Raw genomic sequence first — 17,453 nt, 5'->3', positions numbered from 1 at the left:
TGCAACACTGATGCGGAGCGACGGTGCCGGACCGCCGTGTCAGGACAGCAGGGGCAGTACGTCGGACCCCAGCAGCCGTACGTTCTCCTCGGTGGCCACAAGGTCGCCCGACCCCTCGACGAGCAGCGCGAAGCGCGTGATCCCGGTCCGTTCCGCGGTGGCCGCCAGCCGGTCGGCGGCCAGCCGCGGCGGGCCGACGGGATGGAGCGAGCACAGCATCTCCGTGTAGGCGAAGGGGTCCCGCATCGCGCGGTGACGCCCGTCGACCGTCACATGGGCGTCCAGACCCTGCTTGAGCCAGCCCGGCATCGCCTTGGTCAGCGTCTCCGTGGCGTCGGCCGCGCTGTCCGCGATCTGCGCCACGCCGGCCGACACATGGCCCGCCGCGGCGACCGTTTCCGGCTCATGTCCCGCGGCGAGCGCGAGCCTGCGCCACAGCGCGACCATCTCCGCCTTGTCCTCGTCGCCGCAGTGCATGCCGAGCAGCATCGGCAGCCCGCGCTCGGCGGCCAGCCGCACGCTCTTGGGAGAGGTGCAGGCGACCACGACCTCGGGGCCGCCCGGTCCCCCCGCGTCCGGCGCCGCGCGCAGCAGCTCGTCCGGCCTCGGTACGACGGCGACCTCACGGAAGTCGAACCGCTCGCCCCGCGCTTCGACGCGCGGTTCGCGCAGCCAGCGCAGCAGCAGATCCAGCGACTCGGGGAAGCCGTGCTCGTACGCCGAAAGACCCTGTCCGAACACCTCCAGGTCGACCCACGGGCCTCCCCGCCCCACGCCGAGCGTGAACCGCCCGCCGGAGGTGAGGTGCAGCAGCGCGGCCTGCTCGCCCAGGGCGACCGGGTGCGCGGTCGGCAGGACGCTGACCGCCGTGCCCACGCGGATGCGACGGGTGCGCCCGAGCAGCAGCGCGGCGAGCGTCACCGCCGAGGGACACACGCCGTACGGTACGAAGTGGTGTTCCGCGAGCCACACGGAATCGAGCCCGGCTTCCTCGGCGACCTCGGCCGACCGCACCGCCCGGTGCAGCGCCTCCCCCTGGCCCTGACCCGGGAATTGGGCCGCCAGTACAAACGTTCCGACACGCATCGCCTATTGCCTCCTTGCGGCCGACGCGGCATCCCCCTTACTGGCAACAACGTCTGACACGTGCCAAAGGCACGGCCACGCGCGAAGTTGTTGCGATTTTCCGGTAAGCCGCGCCGGGCGGGCGGCGTTCCCGCGCGCGCTGCGATACGTGTACCCCTGCCGGATGGCCCTAGGCTGGGGGAAACCAGTGCCGTCCGACCCGTGAGGTTTCAGGTGTCACCGCGTCGCAACCGCCCCAAGGGCGGCGAGAGTCCCGCCGAGCGACCGACCGGCGCGGTCGGAGACAGGTTCGGGCTCCAGAGCACCGAGTCGTGGCAGGGCGAGGAGTGGTCGGTGCGCCACGTCGCCGGTGCGAGCGCGGCGGGCAAGCGGTACCGCTGCCCGGGCTGCGACCAGGAGATCCCGTCCGGGGTCGCGCACCTGGTGGCCTGGCCGGAGTACGGCGGTGTCGACGACCGCAGGCACTGGCACAAGGCGTGCTGGAACGCGAGAGACCGCCGCACCACGAAGGTGCAGCGGTCCCGCAACGCTCCGCGCCACTGACCGGCGCCGCCCGGGGACGGGCCGGTCCGCGCGGTCACACGTCGCGCTTCTCCAGGGCGAGGAAGGCGCCGCCCAGGGCGGCGGCCGTGACGCCCGCCAGGATCCACAGCGGGTCCCAGCCGGACGGTCCGGAGCTGGTGACGGAGGCGTCGTAGAAGACGCCGAGCTGGTTGGGGATCGAGTACTCGAAGAGCGCCTGCTGGAGGTCGGCCAGCGTCTCGGAGAACATGAACATCGCCAGCACCAGCGGCAGCAGCACCACACCGATCATGATGGTGATGGCGCCCGCCGAGTGGCGGATGAGCGAGCCGACGGCGAGCGAGAGCAGGCCGAGCGTCGCGATGTAGAGGCTGACGCCGAGCGTCGCGCGCAGCCAGTCCTCACCCGTGGGCGTGACGCCGTCGAGCATCGCCGTCTGGAGCAGTCCGACGAGGGCGGTGGTCACCAGCGTGATGACGAAGGCCACGACGAAGAAGACGATCGCCTTGGCGGTCAGCACGCGCGAGCGGCTGGGGCAGGCCGTGAGGGTCGTACGGATCATTCCCGTGCCGTACTCCGACGCGACGGTCATGACGCCGAGCGTGATCACCGGGATCGCGCCGAGGAGCACGCCGAAGAAGCCGAGGCTCAGGACCGGGGTCTCGCCGAGGTCGGCGCCGGACGAGCTGACGGCCACCGACGAGAGCAGCCCGATGCCGAGCACGAGGACGATCATGACGCCGAGGGTCCACATCGTGGAGCGCACCGACCGGATCTTCGTCCACTCGGAGGCGAGCGCGTCGCCGAGCGTCGCCCTGCGCACCGGGATGGGGGAGACGTACGACGCGACACCCTGCGGTGCGTACGGCTGGGGGGCCTGCTGAGGGGCCTGCTGCTGGTACGGGGTCGTCATCGGGCGTCCTCGGGGCTGTCACTGTCGCTCTTGGTCAGGTCGGGTGCCGGCGCCGCGGCGGGCGGCTGGGCGGCGGCGGGCGGTGCGGCGGGCGCGGGAGGAGCCGCGGGCGGCGCGGCCGGCGCCGCGTAGGGGTTGTGGCCCGGCGCGGGGGCCTGCGCGGGGGCGGCGTAGCCGGGGGCGGGCGCGGGGCCGCCCGGCAGCGGGGCGCCCGCGAAGGGCGGCTGCCCGCCCGGCTGGGGCGGCGGCGGGGCGTACCAGCCCTGCTGCGGCGCGGCGGGCTCGGCGTAACCGCCGGGCTGCTGCATCGGCTGCTGGAAGCCGGCCAGCTGGTCGGCGGTCGAGCGGTAGTCCACAGCGCCCTGCGTCATCCGCATGTACGCCTCCTCCAGCGAGGCCTGGTGCGGCGAGAGCTCCCACAGCCGTACGTCGGCCTCGTGCGCGAGGTCGCTGATGCGCGGCAGCGCCAGACCCGTGACGCGCATCGCCCCGTCCTGCTCGGTCATGACGTGCCCACCGGCCTCCGTCAGCACGGACGACAGCTTCTCGCGCTGCTGCGGCTCGGTCTGCGGCGTACGCACCCGGGCGAAGTCCGCGGAGTTCGCGGAGATGAAGTCCTTGACGCTCATGTCGGCGAGCAGCTGTCCCCGGCCGATCACGATCAAGTGGTCGGCGGTGACCGCCATCTCACTCATGAGGTGCGAGGAGACGAAGACCGTACGGCCCTCGGCGGCCAGTGTCTTCATGAGATTGCGGACCCAGTGGATGCCCTCGGGGTCGAGGCCGTTGATCGGCTCGTCGAAGAGCAGCACCTGCGGGTCGCCGAGGAGCGCGGCGGCGATGCCCAGGCGCTGCCCCATGCCGAGCGAGAAGCCCTTGGAGCGCCGCTTGGCGACGTCCTGGAGGCCGACGACACCGAGTACCTCGTCGACCCGCTGGGCGGGGATGCCGGAGAGCTGCGCCAGCGACATGAGGTGGCTGCGCGCGCTGCGGCCGCCGTGCACGGCCTTGGCGTCGAGCAGGGCGCCGACCTGGCGGGGGGCGTTGGTGAGCTTGCGGAAGGGGTGACCGCCGATGGTGACATGGCCCGAGGTGGGCTCGTCGAGCCCGAGGATCATCCGCATCGTCGTGGACTTGCCGGAGCCGTTGGGGCCGAGGAAGCCCGTCACCGTGCCCGGGCGCACCTGGAAGGAAAGGTTGTACACGGCTGTCTTGGCGCCGTAGCGCTTCGTCAGGCCGACTGCCTCGATCATGGTGTGCAGCCCCATCGCCAGGTCGGGTCGTCGGGGCTGTGACCTCTTGGCCGAACGCCCCCGTAAGGGTTAGGAGGATAACCGTGGGCTGACGGTTCCCGCCAAGCCGGGACGGGGCGTATGGCGCCTCCGCTACGCGTCCCGCTTCTTCAGCAGGACGAATCCGCCCACCAGAGCCGCGAGGACCCACGCGGCCATGATCAGCAGCCCGCCCCACGGGCCGTACGGCGCACTGTCGTCAACCGGCGGCACCACCTGCATGATCTTGCTGCCGGCCTGGTCGGGGAGGTACTGGCCGACCTTCTTCGTGGCGGAGACGTTGCCCAGGATCGGCGCGAGCAGGAAGAAGAACGGCATCAGGACGCCGAGGGCGAGCACCTGACTGCGCAGCATCGAGGCCACGCCCATCGAGAAGAGCGCGATCAGGGTCATGTAGAGCCCACCGCCGATCACCGCGCGCAGGACGCCCGGGTCGCCGATGTCCGCCCTGAGGTCGCCGAGCATCGCCTGGCCGAGGAAGAAGGCGGCGAAACTCGTGATCATGCCGACGGCCAGGGCGAGGCCCGCCGCGACGGTGATCTTGCTGAACAGGAAGGTGCCGCGCTGCGGGACCGCCGCGAGCGACATGCGGATCATTCCGGTGCTGTATTCGTTCGACACGACGAGCACACCGAAAACGATCATTGCTAGCTGCCCAAGACTCGTGCCCGCGAAACTCACGAACGTAGGATCGAAGGCGAGCTTGTCCTCGGCGTCCATCTTCTCGAATTCGTTCTTCGAAAGAATACTGATGAGTACGCCGAGGCCGATGGTGACGATTGCGGCAAGGCCGAGTGTCCACAACGTGGACTGCACGGATTTGATCTTGGTCCATTCCGACTTGAGCACCTGTGTGGCAGCCACGATTCAGGCCCCCTTCCCGGTCGTCTTCCGCTGCTGGACCCCCGCACCCCAGCCGGCCCCGGGCGGCGCGGGCCGTTCACCGTCGGAATGCGCGTGGTACTCGACGGACTCCGCGGTCAGTTGCATGAACGCCTCCTCCAGCGACGCCTGCTGGGGGCTCAGCTCGTGGAGAACGAGCTGGTGCCGGGCGGCGAGCTCGCCGAGCTGCTCCGCGCTCACCCCGTCCACCTCCAGCGACCCGTTGGCCGCGCCGGCCGCCGTGATCCCGGCCTCGTGCATCACGTCGCGCAGCCGTTCCTGCTGCGGGGAGCGCAGGCGCACGTAACTGCGCGAGTTCTCCTTGATGAAGCCGGCCATCGACGTGTCGGTGAGCAGCCGGCCCTGGCCGATGACGACCAAGTGGTCCGCCGTGAGCGCCATTTCGCTCATCAGGTGGGAGGAGACGAAGACCGTACGGCCCTGGGAGGCCAGCGTCTTCATCAGGTTGCGGATCCAGTGGATGCCCTCGGGGTCGAGGCCGTTCACCGGCTCGTCGAACATGAGGATCTCGGGGTCGCCGAGGAGCGCCCCCGCGATGCCCAGGCGCTGCCCCATGCCGAGCGAGAAGCCCTTCGCGCGCTTCTTGGCGACCGAGGTCAGGCCCACCGTCTCCAGGACCTCCGAGACCCGGGTGCGAGGGATGCCGTTGCTCTGGGCCAGGCACAGCAGGTGGTTGAACGCGCTGCGGCCGCCGTGCATCGCCTTGGCGTCGAGGAGCGCGCCGATGTACTTCAGCGGATCCTTGAGGTCGGCGTAGTGCTTGCCGTCGATGCGGACGTCACCGGCCGTCGGGTTGTCCAGCCCCAGCATCATCCGCATGGTCGTCGACTTGCCCGCCCCGTTCGGGCCGAGGAAGCCGGTCACGATGCCCGGCCGTACGGTGAAGGTCAGCTGGTCGACGGCCAGCTTCTCACCGTAACGCTTCGTCAGCCCCGTCAGTTCGATCACTCAGACCCACCTCGCCAAGGCACCTCGGGCAGGCGACTGGCCTGTCCGTCCGGCTGGGAGCCCGGGGGCGCCCCCCGGGAAAGCACAGCATGTCGGGCCACGCTAAGGGCGCGCGAAGCCCCCCGCCACCGGAATGACGGGGGGCTTCGCGGTCTGATTGCTTCCGCTTCTCGCCGGGGCAGGCCCGGGGACTAGCGGGTCTGCTGCGCCGGGACGCCGCGGGTGATCGGCTCGTCGTCGGCCGGGGCGCCGGCGGCGGCGACAGCCGCACCGGTCAGCGTGGCCAGCATCTCGCGGACGTTGGTCAGCTGCGCGTTGATCGAGTCGCGGCGGTTGGTGAGCGCCGCGAGCTCGCGCTCCGATTCGCTGCGGATCCGGTCGGCCTTGGCGTTCGCGTCGGCCACGATGTCCTCGGCCTGGCGCTGCGCGGTCTCCACCGTCTGACGGGCACGGCGCTCCGCGTCCGTACGCAGCTTCTCGGCCTCCAGGCGAAGCTGCTCGGCGCGGTGCTCGATCTCGGCGAGGCGCTTCTCGGCCTTGGCCTGACGCGAAGCCAGGTCGCGCTCCGACTGCTCGCGGCGCTTGGCCAGGTTCGTCTCGAAGTCCGCGGCGGCCTGGGCGGCCTTGGCGCGGGTCTCCTCGAAGAGGGCGTCCGCCTCCTCGCGCTTCTGCTGCGCGTCCTTCTGCGCCTCGCTGCGCAGCGTGGAGGCGTCACCCTTGGCCTTCTCGACGATACGGACGCCCTCGTCCTCGGCCTTCGCCTTGCGCTCGGCCGCGAACGACTCGGCGTCGTTGCGCACCTGCTGCGCCGCCGACTCGGCGAGCTCGCGGTGCTGCTCGGCGGCGCGACGGGCCTCCTCACGCAGGTCCTTCGCCTCCTCCTCGGCGAGGCGGAGAATCTTCTCGACGCGCGCACCGAGCCCGGCATACGACGGCTCCGCGTCGCTCACCTGGGCCTGGGCGTTCTGCGTCTCGAGGTGGAGTTCCTCGATGCGCTTTTCCAGAGCAGTGATTCGGGCCAGAGCACTGTCACGGTCGGCGACGAGTTTGGTAATGCGGTCGTCCACCTGACCGCGGTCGTAACCACGCCGCACGAGCTCGAAGCCGAAGGGGGAGGAAGTGTCGCTCATGGGGTTCCTGGGTTCCTGTCGAATGTGACCGGTGAGGTGTTAGGGGGAATCCTAGGGGCCGAAGCGGCGTGTCATCGAGTCAATGCCCGTTTGCTCTGGAGAATGACACCCCTTTTGAGTGGCTAACCGTCGGATGACTTGCCACCCGAACGAGTGGAGCCCGCCGCCGCGCCGGCTTTCACGCCACCCGCGCCGGAGCCGCTGTTCGACGGCGCCTTGCCGCCCCCGGAAGGCGCCTCAAAGGACTCCAACGCCTCAAGTACGTCCTGGACACGGGAGATCTCGGCCTGGATGTCCTCCCTGCGGCGGACCAGCACATCGAGCTCGCGCCGGCCCTCGTCGACCATGCGCTCGGCCTCCGCCCGGGCCTCCGTAAGCAGCTTCTCCGCCTCGCGCACCAGCTCGGCCTTCTTCTGCTCGGCCTCCTTGAGCAGTGCCTCGGCCTTCTTCACCGCGGCGATGCGGACCTTGCCCGCCTCCGAACTCGCCTCGGAGATCATCTCCTTGGCCTTCGCCTCGGCCTCCGCCTGCTGCTCCGTCGCGGCCTTCACCAGCTTGTCGACCCGCTCGCCGGCCGTCCGCATCTGCTCGGACGTCTCCCGGCGGGCCCGCTCGTGCAGCTCCTCGATCTCGGCCTCGGTACGGGCGCGCAGCTCCTCCGCCCGCTCCCTTATGGCGGTCGCGTCCCGGCGGGCCCCGACCAGCAGCTCGTCGGCGTCCGCACGGGCCTTCTCCACCAGCGAGTTGCCCTCGACCGTCGACTCCGCGACCAGCCGCTCGGCCTCCTTGCGGGCCGCGCCGACCATCGTGTCGGCCTGCTCCTCCGCCTTGGTCGCGGCGAGCAGCGCCTCCTCCTGGGCCTTCGCCATCAGCTGATCGGCCTGCTCGGCCGCGTCCGACCGGCGCCTGGACGCCGCCTGACGCGCCTCGTCGAGCAGCCGGTCCGCCTCGGCACGGGCGTCGCCGCGCATCCGCTCGGCCGCCTCCTCGGCGTCCGCCTTGACCTTCCGCGCCTCGGACCTGACGCGCTCCGCCGCCTGCTGGGCGGAGGTGACCATCTCGGCGGCCTCCGCGCGCAGCCGCTCCGCCTCGCCGCTCGCCTCGGAGACGAGCTTGTCGGCCTGGGCCGCCGCGTCGGCGCGGCGCTTGTCGGCCGTCTCGCGCGCCTCGTCCAGGACCCGCTCGCCCTCCGCGCGCAGCCGCTCGGCCTCGCTGTTCGCGTCGGCGACGAGCTTGTCCGCCTCGCCGCTCGCCTCGGAGACGAGCTTGTCGGCCTGGGCCGCCGCGTCGGCGCGGCGCTTGTCCGCCGCCTTGCGCGCCTCGTCGAGAACCCGCTCGCCCTCCTCGCGCGCCTCGGCCCGCAGCCGCTCGGCCCCGGTCTCGCCGTCCGCCTTGATCTGCTCGGCCTCGGCCCGCATCCGGGCCGCGTCCTGCCCGGCGGCCGTCAGCGACTGCACGGCCTCGGCCGCCATGCGCTCGGCCTCGCCCGTCGCCTCGCCGATCAGCCTGTCCGCCTGCGCCGCCGCCTCGTTGCGGATGCGGTTGGCGTCCTCACGGGCCTCGGCGCGCGAACGCGACGCGTCCTGCTCGGCCGAAGCCAGCGCGTCGGACGCCTCCGTACGAATGCGCTGGGCGTACTCCGAGGAGTCGGTGCGCAGCCGCTCCGCCTCCGCGATCGCGTCGCCGACCGTGCGCTCCGCGAGCGACTTGGCCGCGTCGGTCTCCTCCCGCGCCTGCTGGCGCAGCCGGTTCGCGTCCTCGGTGGCCCGCTCCCGCTCCTCGTACGCGTCGGCGCGGAGCCGGTCCGCCTCCTCCTGGGCCTCGGTCCTCGTCCGCTCCGCCACGTGCTCGGCGGCCGAGCGCAGCCCGGCGATCTCCTCCTCGGCCTGCTCCTGCAGCCCGGCTACCGCGTCCCGTACCTGCTGCGCGGTCTGCTCGGCGGCCGCGACCAGCTCGGTGGCCCGGTAGTCCGCCTCCTGGACCAGGCGCTGGGCCTCGGCCTGCGCGTCCTCGACCCGCTTGCGGGCGGACGCGAGGAGCTCCTCGCTCTGCTCGCGGGCCTGCGTACGCTCCCGCTCGGCCTCCTCGCGGGCCGCGGCCAGCGTCTCCTCGGCCTCCCGGCGGCGGCGCGCGGCCTCCTCCTGGGCGGCGGCCAGCGCCTCGGCGGCCTCGGCCCCGACGCGCTCGGCCGCGGCGGCGGCCTCGGACCGGATCCGGTCCGCGCTCTCCTGCGCCTCCGTCTTGAGCCGCTCGGCCTCGTTCGACGCCTCACTGCGCAGCCGTACGGCGACGGCCTCGCCCTCGGCGCGCGACTGCGCGGCATCGGCGGCCGCCTCCGTGCGCAGCCGCTCTGCCTCGGTCTCGGCCTGCGCCTGGAGCGTCCGTACCCGCTCGGCCGCCTCGGTGCGCAGCCGCTCGATCTCCTCGCCGGCCTCCCGGCGCAGCCGCTCGGCCTCGGTCCTCGCCTCGCCCAGTGCCTGCTCGGCGGCGGTGACGCGCTGCTCGGCCTCGGTGTGCAGCCGGGTCAGTTCCTCGGTGGCCTCGGCCTGGCGGGCGGCGATGCCGCGCTCTGCCTCCTCGCGCAGCGCGCGGGCGGCGTCCTCGGCGTCGGAGGTGGTCCGCTGCGCCTGCTCCTCGGCCTCGGCGCGCAGCTGGTCGGCCTCGGCGCGGGTGCGCTCCAGGGTCTCCTCGGCCTGCTTGCGCAGCGTCGTGGCGCGCTCGATGGCCTCGCCGCGCACCCGCTCGCTCTCGGCGGAGGCGGACGTGCGCAGCTCGTCGGCGTCGCCCCGCGCCTTGGTCAGCAGCTCCTCGGCGGTCCTCGCCGCCTCCTCGATCTGCTGGACGGCCTCGCGGCGTGCCTCGCCGCGGATCCGCTCGCCCTCGGCGACCGCCTCGGCCCGCAGCTGCTCGGCCTCGCCGCGCAGCCTGCGCGCCTCCTCCTGCAGCTCGACCGTCTTGGCCCGGTACTCCTTGGTGTCGTCCTTCGCCGCGCCCTTGAGCTGGTCGGCCTGGGCCGCCGCCTCGCTGCGCAGCCGCTCGATCTCCGCCTCGGCCTCGCGGCGGATCCGCTCGGCCTCCTCGGACGCCTTGCGGGTGGTCTCCTTGGCGTCGTCGGACGCCTTCGTGAGGACCTCTTCGGCGGTACGGGCGGCCTTGGCCAGCGCGGCCGCCGAATCCTCGGCGGCGACCGTACGGGCCTTCTCGGCGGCCTCGGCCACCAGCCGCTCGGCCTCGGCGACGGCGTCGGCGCGGGCCTGCTCGGCCTCCGCCTTCAGCGCCTCGGCGTCCTTCGTGGCCTCGCCGACCAGCCGGGCGATCTCGGACTTGGCCGTACGGGTGCGCTGCTCGTTGACGGACTCGGCCGCGGTCAGCTGCTTGGTCGCCGCGTCCTTGGCCTCGGTGAGGACCTTCTCGGCCTCGGCGCGTGCCTCGCGCAGCGCCGCCTCGGCCTCCTGCATCCGCTGCTCGGCGGTGCGGCTGAGCTCGGCGGCCTGCCGGCGCGCCTGGTCGGACTCGGCGGTCGTCGACGTACGCAGCTGCTCGGCGTGGGTGGTGGCCTCCTGCGCCTGGTTGGAGGCGGCGTTCAGCAGGCGCTCGGCGTCCTTGCGGGCGCGCAACAGGATCGCCTCGGCCTCGGCGCGGGCGTTCTCGGCCTCGGAGCCGAGGCGCTGGCGGGCCTCCCGGGCGACGCGCTCGGCCTCCGCGCGGGCGGCGGCCAGGGACTGCTCCGCCTCGGCGCGCGACTCCTCCAGGAGCCGGCGGGCCTGCGCCTCGGTGCGGGCGCGCAGCTGCTCGGCCCAGGCCACGTTCTCGTTGACGTGGGCCTCGACGGTCTGCCGGCGCTCGGCGAGCTCCTGGTCGAGCCGCTGGCGGCGGGTCACCGCCTCCGTGTGCAACTCGGCCTGGAGCCTAGCCTGGTGCTCGGCGTGCTCCTGGAGGATCCGCTGCGTCTGCGCCCGGGCGTCGCGCAGTTCGCGCTCGGCGTCGGTACGCAGCTGGTCCGCCTGGATCTGGGCGTTACGGAGCAACTGCTCGGCCTGGTAACCGATGTCCGCCGCGTCGTAGGCGGGACGGGACGCCAGGTTGCGGCGCGCCTCATGGAGTTTGGCGCGCAACACCTCGACCTGGTAGCCGAGGTCCTCGGCGTGCTGAACCGCCTTCTCCCGCTCGGTCTTCAGCCGGTCCATCTCGGCTTCGAACCGCGAGAGATGGTCGTCAGGCTCGTGCCGTTCGTAGCCCCGCACTGCGCGGTCCCATCCGTCCCCTGGTCGCAACTCTTCCGAACTCTCCGAAACAAGCACCGCCCCGACTTCGGGCGGCCCCCGGGGGGAATGGTCTCAGATCAACAGTGAGGCATGAGTCACAGGCCCCGGTCCGGCCCCGGACCGGAACCGCCCACTCTACCGGCGTGGGATCAGCGGGACAGTGCTCCGGTCAGTGCTCCGTGGCGGAGGAGGGGGCCGAAGTGACCAGTTCCGTCAGTACTCCGTGGCAGTCCTTGGGGTGCAGGAAGGTGATGCGGGAGCCCATGGAACCGATGCGCGGCTCGTCGTACAGGACCCGTACGCCCTTGTCGCGGATGTCCGATGCGTCGCCGTCCACGTCGGCGGTGCCGAACGCGATGTGGTGGACCCCCTCACCGTTCTTGGCCAGCCACTTTCCCACCGCGGAGTCCTCGCGGGTGGGCTCCAGGAGCTGGAGGTAGGAGGCGCCGCCGTCGGACGTCTCGTTGATCTTGAGCATGGCTTCACGGACGCCCTGCTCCTCGTTGACCTCCGAGTGGTACACCTGGAAGCCATAGGTCGAGCGGTAGAACTCGATGGTCTTGTCGAGGTCGAAACAGGCGATTCCGATGTGGTCGATTCGCGTCAGCATGGGGACAGTGCAGCGCGGTTGGGGGTGGTTACGCAACGTGCGCGCGATCACACTTGCTGCCCGGTGACCGCACAGGTACCGCTCAGTACATTGAGGTAAACCCTCGTTCACTCCTCATCCCTAGGGGCCGTGCCTCATGTCTGGAACGAACAGCACCACGTCCGTCATCGTCGCTGGCGCCCGCACCCCCATGGGCCGGCTCCTCGGCTCGCTCAAGTCCTTCTCCGGCGCGGACCTCGGCGGATTCGCCATCAAGGCCGCCCTGGAGCGGGCCGGCATCGGCGGTGACCAGGTCCAGTACGTGATCATGGGCCAGGTCCTCCAGGCCGGTGCAGGCCAGATTCCCGCCCGCCAGGCGGCCGTGAAGGCCGGCATCCCCATGAACGTCCCCGCCCTGACCATCAACAAGGTCTGCCTCTCCGGGCTCGACGCCATCGCGCTGGCCGACCAGCTGATCCGCGCCGGCGAGTTCGACATCGTGGTGGCCGGCGGCCAGGAGTCCATGACCAACGCGCCGCACGTGCTGCCGAAGTCCCGTGAGGGCTTCAAGTACGGCGCCATCGAGATGCTCGACTCGATGGCCCACGACGGTCTGACCGACTCCTTCGAGGGCATCGCGATGGGCGAGTCGACCGAGAAGCACAACACCCGGCTCGGGATCGCCCGCGGACCGCAGGACGAGTTCGCCGCCCAGTCGCACCAGCGGGCCGCCGCCGCGCAGAAGAACGGGCTCTTCGAGGCGGAGATCACGCCCGTCGAGATCCCGCAGCGCAAGGGCGACCCGGTGCTGTTCTCCAAGGACGAGGGCATCCGGGCCGAGACGACGGCCGAGTCGCTGGGCAAGCTGCGCCCCGCGTTCGCCAAGGACGGCACGATCACGGCCGGCACCGCCTCGCAGATCTCCGACGGCGCGGCCGCCGTCGTCGTGATGAGCCGGGCCAAGGCAGAGGAGCTCGGTCTCGAGTGGATCGCCGAGATCGGGGCCCACGGCAACGTGGCCGGCCCGGACAATTCGCTCCAGTCGCAGCCCTCCAACGCCATCGCGCACGCGCTCGGCAAGGAAGGGATCGGCGTCGAGGACCTGGACCTCATCGAGATCAACGAGGCCTTCGCGGCCGTCGCCGTCCAGTCAATGAAGGACCTCGGAGTGTCCCCGGAAAAGGTGAACGTCAACGGTGGCGCGATCGCCCTGGGGCACCCCATCGGGATGTCCGGCGCGCGCGTCGTGCTGCACCTGGCCCTGGAGCTGAAGCGGCGGGGCGGCGGCGTCGGGGCTGCCGCGCTGTGTGGTGGCGGTGGTCAGGGCGATGCGCTGATCATCAAGGTCGCGGGCAAGTAGCGCGGCGAGCGATCGCGGGCGCGTAACCCTTCCGTAGTGCTTGATCGAGGAGCGGAGTTGTGATGCAGGACGTCCCCGGGCTGGTGGCTCAGGCGCGAGAAGGCCGGCCGCGTGCCGTCGCCCGGCTGATCTCGCTGGTCGAGGGGGCGTCCCCGCAACTGCGCGAGGTGATGGCGGCGCTGGCTCCGCTGGCCGGGAACGCGTACGTCGTGGGGCTCACGGGCTCGCCCGGCGTGGGCAAGTCGACCTCCACCTCGGCCCTGGTGTCGGCGTACCGGCGGGCCGGGAAGCGGGTCGGCGTCCTGGCGGTGGACCCCTCGTCGCCGTTCAGCGGCGGCGCGCTGCTCGGCGACCGGGTGCGGATGTCCGAGCACGCCTCGGACCCGGGCGTCTACATCCGGTCCATGGCCACGCGCGGACACCTGGGCGGTCTGGCCTGGGCGGCGCCGCAGGCCATCCGAGTGCTCGACGCCGCCGGGTGCGACGTGGTGCTGGTCGAGACGGTCGGCGTAGGGCAGTCCGAGGTCGAGATCGCCTCGCAGGCCGATACGTCGGTGGTGCTGCTGGCACCGGGCATGGGGGACGGGATCCAGGCGGCGAAGGCGGGCATCCTGGAGATCGGTGACGTGTACGTCGTCAACAAGGCCGACCGGGACGGGGCCGACGCCACCGCGCGGGAGCTCAACCACATGCTGGGCCTCGGGGAGTCCCGGGGGCCCGGGGACTGGCGGCCGCCGATCGTGAAGACGGTGGCCGCGCGGGGCGAGGGCGTCGACGAGGTCGTCGAGGCGCTGGAGAAGCACCGGGCGTGGATGGAGGAGCGCGGGGTGCTGGGGGAGCGGCGGGCGAAGCGCGCGGCGCACGAGGTCGAGACGATCGCGGTCACCGCGTTGCGCGAGCGCATCGGGGACCTGCGCGGCGACCGGCGGCTCGGGGCGCTGGCCGAGCGGATCGTCGCGGGCGAGCTCGACCCCTACGCGGCGGCCGACGAGCTGGTGGCGGGGGTCACGGAGGCGGGATAGCGGCCCGCTTCGGGGGCGACGTCCGGGACCGTCCCGGACACCACCCCCGCGCGTCCGCACCCGCACGCCGGTGGGTGCGGTGCGGGGCCCGCCCCGTCAGTCGGAGTCGTTGTCGTCGTCGGCCTGGTCGGTGTCATCGGTGTCGTCGTCGGCCTGATCGGCTGTGACCTTCGCCGTGGTGGCGTCGACGGTCAGCTCGTGCTCCTTGCCGTCCTTGGACCGGACCTCCGCCTCCCAGACGCCGTCGTCGTCCAGGTCGATGGACGTCAGCGTGCCGGGCCGCGCCTTGAGGGCCGCCTTCGCGGCCTCGCCCATGGAGACCTTCGTGCTCTTGGGGGCGCGGTCGTCCTCGTCGTCCTGCGCGTGGGCGCCCTTGACCTTCGCCGTCGTGGCGTCCACGTCGACGTCGTGCCACTTGGCGTCCTTGCCGTAGACGTCGACCTCCCAGGTGGGCTCCTCGTCGTCGAGTTCGGCCCCGGTGACGGTGCCCGGTGCGGACGTGACGGCCGCCGCGGTCGCCTCGTCGAGGGTGATCGCGCTCGTGGCCGGCTTCGCGTCGTCGTCCGACGTGGCGAACGCGGTCGCGGTGCCGCCGCCGATGAGCAGGGCCGTGACGGCGGTGGCGATGACGATCTTGCGCTTCATGAGGTTTCCTCCCGAGCGGTTGGCTGCTACGGGAATCAATCTGGCCCAGCGATGCTGAACGTGGCCTGAAGCCTGCTGAAGCCGTCTTCAGGTTCGGTTTGCGAACCTGGGCGCATGCGCTTGTTGATCGTGGAGGACGAGAGGCGGCTCGCGGTGGCCCTGGCCAAGGGGCTCACCGCCGAGGGCTTCGCCGTGGACGTGGTGCACGACGGGCTGGAAGGGCTGCACCGGGCCGGTGAGGGCGCGTACGACCTCGTCCTGCTCGACATCATGCTGCCCGGCATGAACGGCTACCGGGTGTGCGCGGCGCTGCGGGCCGCCGGCAACGACGTGCCGATCCTGATGCTGACCGCCAAGGACGGGGAGTACGACGAGGCCGAGGGGCTCGACACGGGCGCCGACGACTACCTGACCAAGCCGTTCTCGTACGTCGTGCTGGTCGCCCGGGTCAAGGCCCTGCTGCGGCGGCGGGCCGGCGCGGGGGCCTCCCCGGTCGTCGTCGTGGGGGACCTGCGGGTGGACACCGCCAGCCGGCGGGTGTACGCGGGTGAGGACGAAGTCGTGCTCACGGCGAAGGAGTTCGCCGTACTGGAACAGTTCGCGGTGCGGGCCGGCGAGGTGGTCAGCAAGGCGCAGATCCTGGAGCACGTGTGGGACTTCGCGTACGACGGCGATCCCAACATCGTCGAGGTGTACGTGAGCGCCCTGCGGCGCAAGCTCGGCGCGCCGAGGATCCAGACGGTGCGCGGCGCCGGATACCGGCTGGTGGCGGCATGAGGCGGCTGTTCGGGTCCGTACGGGCGAGGGCGGCGCTCGGGGCCACCGCGGTCGTCGCGGTGGCGCTGGTGGCCGCCGGGCTGGCCGTGCTGCTGGTGCTGCGGGCCAATCTGATCGACCAGGCGGACCTCCAGGCCGAGGTCGGCGCCCAGAACGTCGCCTCGCAGGTGGCCCTGGGGCGGCCGTACGCGGACGTGGAGTGGCCCGACGACCGTCCCGCGCAGGTGGTGGACGAGGACCGGCGGGTGGTCGCCGTCAGCGACGACCTGGAGGCGATCGAGGGGGCGGGGAGCTCCGAGGTGCGGGTGCGGGGCGCCCGTGAGGGCGGGGACGGCGACCCCGGGCCCGGAGAGGTGTCCGACGACGATCCCCGGATGTCGTCGGGGAGCGCCACGGTGGACGGTGAGCGGGCCGACTACCGGTTCGCCGCCGTCGAGGTACGGACGGCTCGCGGCCAGGACGTCACGGTCTACGCCGGTGCGCCGCTGGCCGCCGAGCAGGACGCCGTCGGCACGGTGCGCGAGGCCATGCTCATCGGCCTGCCGGCGCTGCTCGCCGTGGTGGGCGGGGTGACCTGGCTCGTGACGCGGCGGGCGCTGCGGCCGGTGGAGGGGATCCGGCGCGAGATGGCCGCGATCACCGCGTCGGAGGACCTGTCCCGGCGGGTCCCGGAGCCGGACGCGCACGACGAGGTGGCGCGGCTGGCCGTCACCACCAACGAGACGCTCGCGGCCCTGGAGACATCGGTGGAACGCCAGCGGCGGTTCGTCGCCGACGCCTCGCACGAGCTGCGCAGTCCCATCGCCTCGCTGCGGACGCAGCTGGAGGTGGGCGCCGCGCATCCGGAACTGCTGGACGTGGAGGGCGCCGTGCGGGACACCGTACGGCTGCAGGCACTCGCCGCCGACCTGCTGCTGCTCGCCCGGCTGGACGCCGGGGAGCGGCCCGGGCAGGGCCGCGTCGATCTGGGCGCCCTGGTGCGGGAGGAGGTCTCGCAGCGGACCGACCGGCTGCCGGTGACGGTGGCGGAGGGCTCCGGACCGTACGAGGTGGCCGGTTCGCGCGGTCAGCTGGCGCGGGTGCTCGGCAACCTGCTCGACAACGCGCAGCGGCACGCGCGCGGCCGCGTCGAGGTGTCCGTGCGGCGCGAGCGCGGCGCGGTGGTGGTCGGGGTGTCCGACGACGGTGCGGGGGTCCCCGCCGGGGAGCACGAGCGGATCTTCGAGCGGTTCGTACGGCTCGACGACGCCCGCAGCCGTGACGACGGCGGCGCGGGCCTCGGCCTGGCCATCGCCCGCGACGTGGCGCGCCGGCACGGGGGCACGCTGTCGGTGGCGCGGGGGCCGCTGGGGGGCGCGCTGTTCGAACTTCGCCTGCCGGTGGCGGCCGGCGAAGCGGGTTCCTGACAGCTGAGGGGGCGGACCCTGGGGAAGGAGAGCGCGGCGGTGCTCTCCCAGCCCGGCCGGCCCGCTAGATCCTGCCCCGTCGGCCGCGCAGTTGCTCGACGACGGGAGCCAGGGCGGCCTCCATGTCGGCGAGCGCCTCGGGGGAGAGCATGCCGATGAAGTGCCGGCGTACGGACTCCACGTGGTGGGGGGCGACCTGCTGCATGGTCTCGCTGCCCTGGTCGGTCAGTACGGCGTACAGACCGCGGCGGTCGGACTCGCAGTTCTCCCTGCGGACCAGTCCCGCGTTCTCCATGCGGGTGATCTGGTGGGAGAGGCGGCTCTTGGACTGGAGGGTCGCCGCGGCGAGGTCGCTCATCCGCAGCCGGCGCTCCTCCGATTCGGAGAGGTTGACCAGGATCTCGTAGTCGTTGATGGTCAGCCCGTACGGCTGAAGATCCTTTTCGAGCTGATAGGTCAGCAGCCTGTTGGCGTCCAGGTAGGTCCGCCAGGCGCACTGTTCGGCATCGGTCAGCCAGTGGGTGGCCGTCTCGGTCTCCATGTATGGATTCTACCTAAGAAGTTGAAAGCTGGACGAATTGCGGAGTGTGACGCC

Annotated in this window: 15 protein-coding genes; 5 read left to right on the top strand and 10 right to left on the bottom strand. The window is 72.2% G+C overall.

Annotated features, from left to right (window positions below):
- Positions 1–39: 39 nt before the first annotated feature.
- A complete protein-coding gene (locus IE185_RS25220) occupies positions 40–1,086 on the bottom strand; it encodes an LLM class flavin-dependent oxidoreductase (protein WP_138897599.1) in 1,047 nt (348 codons plus the stop codon).
- Between the two features lie 213 nt (positions 1,087–1,299).
- Between IE185_RS25220 and IE185_RS25215 the strand changes: the two genes are divergently transcribed.
- The gene (locus IE185_RS25215) at positions 1,300–1,629 is read left to right on the top strand and encodes an Rv1322 family protein (RefSeq protein ID WP_138897601.1); all 330 of its coding nucleotides are present in this window, start codon (positions 1,300–1,302) and stop codon (positions 1,627–1,629) included.
- 34 nt (positions 1,630–1,663) lie between these two features.
- On the opposite strand, the gene IE185_RS25210 is transcribed toward IE185_RS25215, so the two are convergent.
- The 7 genes from IE185_RS25210 to mce form a co-directional block, all read right to left on the bottom strand.
- On the bottom strand, positions 1,664–2,521 hold the full coding sequence (locus tag IE185_RS25210; RefSeq protein ID WP_138897600.1) for a DUF2705 family protein: 858 nt from the start codon (positions 2,519–2,521) through the stop codon (positions 1,664–1,666).
- Entirely contained in the window at positions 2,518–3,774 is a 1,257-nt protein-coding gene (locus IE185_RS25205; RefSeq protein ID WP_189716068.1) for an ABC transporter ATP-binding protein, read from the bottom strand. Before IE185_RS25205 ends, IE185_RS25210 begins: the two co-directional genes overlap by 4 nt.
- 132 nt (positions 3,775–3,906) lie before the next feature.
- Positions 3,907–4,677 (bottom strand): ABC transporter permease, encoded by a 771-nt coding sequence (locus IE185_RS25200; RefSeq protein ID WP_138896373.1) that lies wholly within the window; start codon positions 4,675–4,677, stop codon positions 3,907–3,909.
- Between the two features lie 3 nt (positions 4,678–4,680).
- A complete protein-coding gene (locus tag IE185_RS25195; RefSeq protein WP_138896372.1) occupies positions 4,681–5,664 on the bottom strand; it encodes an ABC transporter ATP-binding protein in 984 nt (327 codons plus the stop codon).
- A gap of 191 nt (positions 5,665–5,855) precedes the next feature.
- Positions 5,856–6,794 carry a coiled-coil domain-containing protein gene (locus IE185_RS25190; protein ID WP_138896371.1) on the bottom strand — a complete coding sequence of 313 codons (939 nt, stop codon included), beginning with the start codon at positions 6,792–6,794 and terminating at the stop codon, positions 5,856–5,858.
- A gap of 122 nt (positions 6,795–6,916) precedes the next feature.
- A complete protein-coding gene (gene scy / locus IE185_RS25185; RefSeq protein ID WP_138896370.1) occupies positions 6,917–11,038 on the bottom strand; it encodes a polarized growth protein Scy in 4,122 nt (1,373 codons plus the stop codon).
- Between the two features lie 190 nt (positions 11,039–11,228).
- Positions 11,229–11,669 (bottom strand): methylmalonyl-CoA epimerase, encoded by a 441-nt coding sequence (gene mce, locus IE185_RS25180; protein ID WP_138896369.1) that lies wholly within the window; start codon positions 11,667–11,669, stop codon positions 11,229–11,231.
- Between the two features lie 136 nt (positions 11,670–11,805).
- Here mce and IE185_RS25175 point away from each other — a divergent pair, with 136 nt between their 5' ends.
- Together IE185_RS25175 and meaB are read left to right on the top strand one after the other, a co-directional pair.
- Positions 11,806–13,008 (top strand): acetyl-CoA C-acetyltransferase, encoded by a 1,203-nt coding sequence (locus IE185_RS25175; RefSeq protein ID WP_138896368.1) that lies wholly within the window; start codon positions 11,806–11,808, stop codon positions 13,006–13,008.
- 62 nt (positions 13,009–13,070) lie between these two features.
- Positions 13,071–14,030 carry a methylmalonyl Co-A mutase-associated GTPase MeaB gene (gene meaB, locus IE185_RS25170; protein WP_138907421.1) on the top strand — a complete coding sequence of 320 codons (960 nt, stop codon included), beginning with the start codon at positions 13,071–13,073 and terminating at the stop codon, positions 14,028–14,030.
- Positions 14,031–14,126: 96 nt separating this feature from the next.
- On the opposite strand, the gene IE185_RS25165 is transcribed toward meaB, so the two are convergent.
- Positions 14,127–14,675 (bottom strand): PepSY domain-containing protein, encoded by a 549-nt coding sequence (locus IE185_RS25165; RefSeq protein WP_138899406.1) that lies wholly within the window; start codon positions 14,673–14,675, stop codon positions 14,127–14,129.
- 114 nt (positions 14,676–14,789) lie between these two features.
- Here IE185_RS25165 and IE185_RS25160 point away from each other — a divergent pair, with 114 nt between their 5' ends.
- Positions 14,790–15,452 (top strand): response regulator transcription factor, encoded by a 663-nt coding sequence (locus tag IE185_RS25160; RefSeq protein WP_138899407.1) that lies wholly within the window; start codon positions 14,790–14,792, stop codon positions 15,450–15,452.
- On the top strand, positions 15,449–16,858 hold the full coding sequence (locus IE185_RS25155) for a sensor histidine kinase (RefSeq protein ID WP_189716066.1): 1,410 nt from the start codon (positions 15,449–15,451) through the stop codon (positions 16,856–16,858). The genes IE185_RS25160 and IE185_RS25155 overlap by 4 nt, the downstream gene beginning before the upstream one ends.
- A gap of 64 nt (positions 16,859–16,922) precedes the next feature.
- On the opposite strand, the gene IE185_RS25150 is transcribed toward IE185_RS25155, so the two are convergent.
- Complete coding sequence (locus tag IE185_RS25150) at positions 16,923–17,399, bottom strand: MarR family winged helix-turn-helix transcriptional regulator (protein WP_138896600.1); 477 nt, start codon at positions 17,397–17,399, stop codon at positions 16,923–16,925.
- Positions 17,400–17,453: the final 54 nt, after the last annotated feature.

It is taken from the genome of Streptomyces chryseus (genome assembly GCF_014650755.1).
GTDB lineage: Bacteria > Actinomycetota > Actinomycetes > Streptomycetales > Streptomycetaceae > Streptomyces > Streptomyces chryseus.
The sequence above is the reverse complement of the archived record's forward strand: the minus strand, read 5'-3'. Positions and strand labels throughout refer to the sequence as shown.

Bases quoted from the DNA above. Each gene is read 5' to 3' on its own strand.
- IE185_RS25190 (WP_138896371.1), bottom strand. From the start codon at position 6,794: ATGAGCGACACTTCCTCCCCCTTCGGCTTCGAGCTCGTGCGGCGTGGT.
- IE185_RS25175 (WP_138896368.1), top strand. From the start codon at position 11,806: ATGTCTGGAACGAACAGCACCACGTCCGTCATCGTCGCTGGCGCCCGC.
- IE185_RS25165 (WP_138899406.1), bottom strand. From the start codon at position 14,675: ATGAAGCGCAAGATCGTCATCGCCACCGCCGTCACGGCCCTGCTCATC.
- meaB (WP_138907421.1), top strand. From the start codon at position 13,071: ATGCAGGACGTCCCCGGGCTGGTGGCTCAGGCGCGAGAAGGCCGGCCG.
- IE185_RS25160 (WP_138899407.1), top strand. From the start codon at position 14,790: ATGCGCTTGTTGATCGTGGAGGACGAGAGGCGGCTCGCGGTGGCCCTG.
- IE185_RS25220 (WP_138897599.1), bottom strand. From the start codon at position 1,086: ATGCGTGTCGGAACGTTTGTACTGGCGGCCCAATTCCCGGGTCAGGGC.
- mce (WP_138896369.1), bottom strand. From the start codon at position 11,669: ATGCTGACGCGAATCGACCACATCGGAATCGCCTGTTTCGACCTCGAC.
- IE185_RS25210 (WP_138897600.1), bottom strand. From the start codon at position 2,521: ATGACGACCCCGTACCAGCAGCAGGCCCCTCAGCAGGCCCCCCAGCCG.
- IE185_RS25150 (WP_138896600.1), bottom strand. From the start codon at position 17,399: ATGGAGACCGAGACGGCCACCCACTGGCTGACCGATGCCGAACAGTGC.
- IE185_RS25155 (WP_189716066.1), top strand. From the start codon at position 15,449: ATGAGGCGGCTGTTCGGGTCCGTACGGGCGAGGGCGGCGCTCGGGGCC.
- IE185_RS25205 (WP_189716068.1), bottom strand. From the start codon at position 3,774: ATGATCGAGGCAGTCGGCCTGACGAAGCGCTACGGCGCCAAGACAGCC.